The 500-nt window shown below is 51.2% G+C and carries 1 protein-coding gene; it reads left to right on the forward strand.

Annotation, left to right across the window (positions count from 1 at the left end; translation table 11 throughout):
- Positions 1-95 precede the first annotated feature (95 nt).
- Positions 96-500 (forward strand): hypothetical protein (locus ACK8P7_RS11045; protein ID WP_410044244.1); only part of this gene is annotated, 405 nt, incomplete at its 3' end.

Genomic DNA, 500 nt, shown 5'->3' on the forward strand with positions numbered 1-500 from the left:
TTGGATGGCTTATATATCTCGCGATCGGATTGAGCGGTGTTGGCGGCGGCTCTACCACTACTACGAATGCGACAACCGGCGCAAACGTAAGTGACATGGCGACCGCAGAGCACGTTCAATCCGATGACCGCGGCGGCTACGCCAACGTCGAAGCATTCATAGAAAGGTTTAACGCAACTTCCGATACGCCCATCACGGAAGCGAAGGAAGTTGACAACATCGCCGATAAGGATAGCGGCTACTATCGCACCGAGTATCGTTTGGGCGCTTTCAAAGATGCCGTGGGCGTTGTCGGCCAAATTGAGGGCTATGGCCAGATTGATATCGTGAGCTATGGAAGTACGGGATATACAGATGTCAGAGTTTATGCCGACGTCCAGAACAAGGAGCAAGCTGCAGTAATGTTTGAGAGTCTGGCAAATGTTCTTGTATCTGGAAAGGACAGGGATAATATCGCCCAGGGCGTGGAGAACATCAAAACGTCATCTACGAGCAACCAA

The sequence above is a fragment of the Oribacterium sp. P9 genome, assembly GCF_046365365.1.
GTDB lineage: Bacteria > Bacillota > Clostridia > Lachnospirales > Lachnospiraceae > Oribacterium.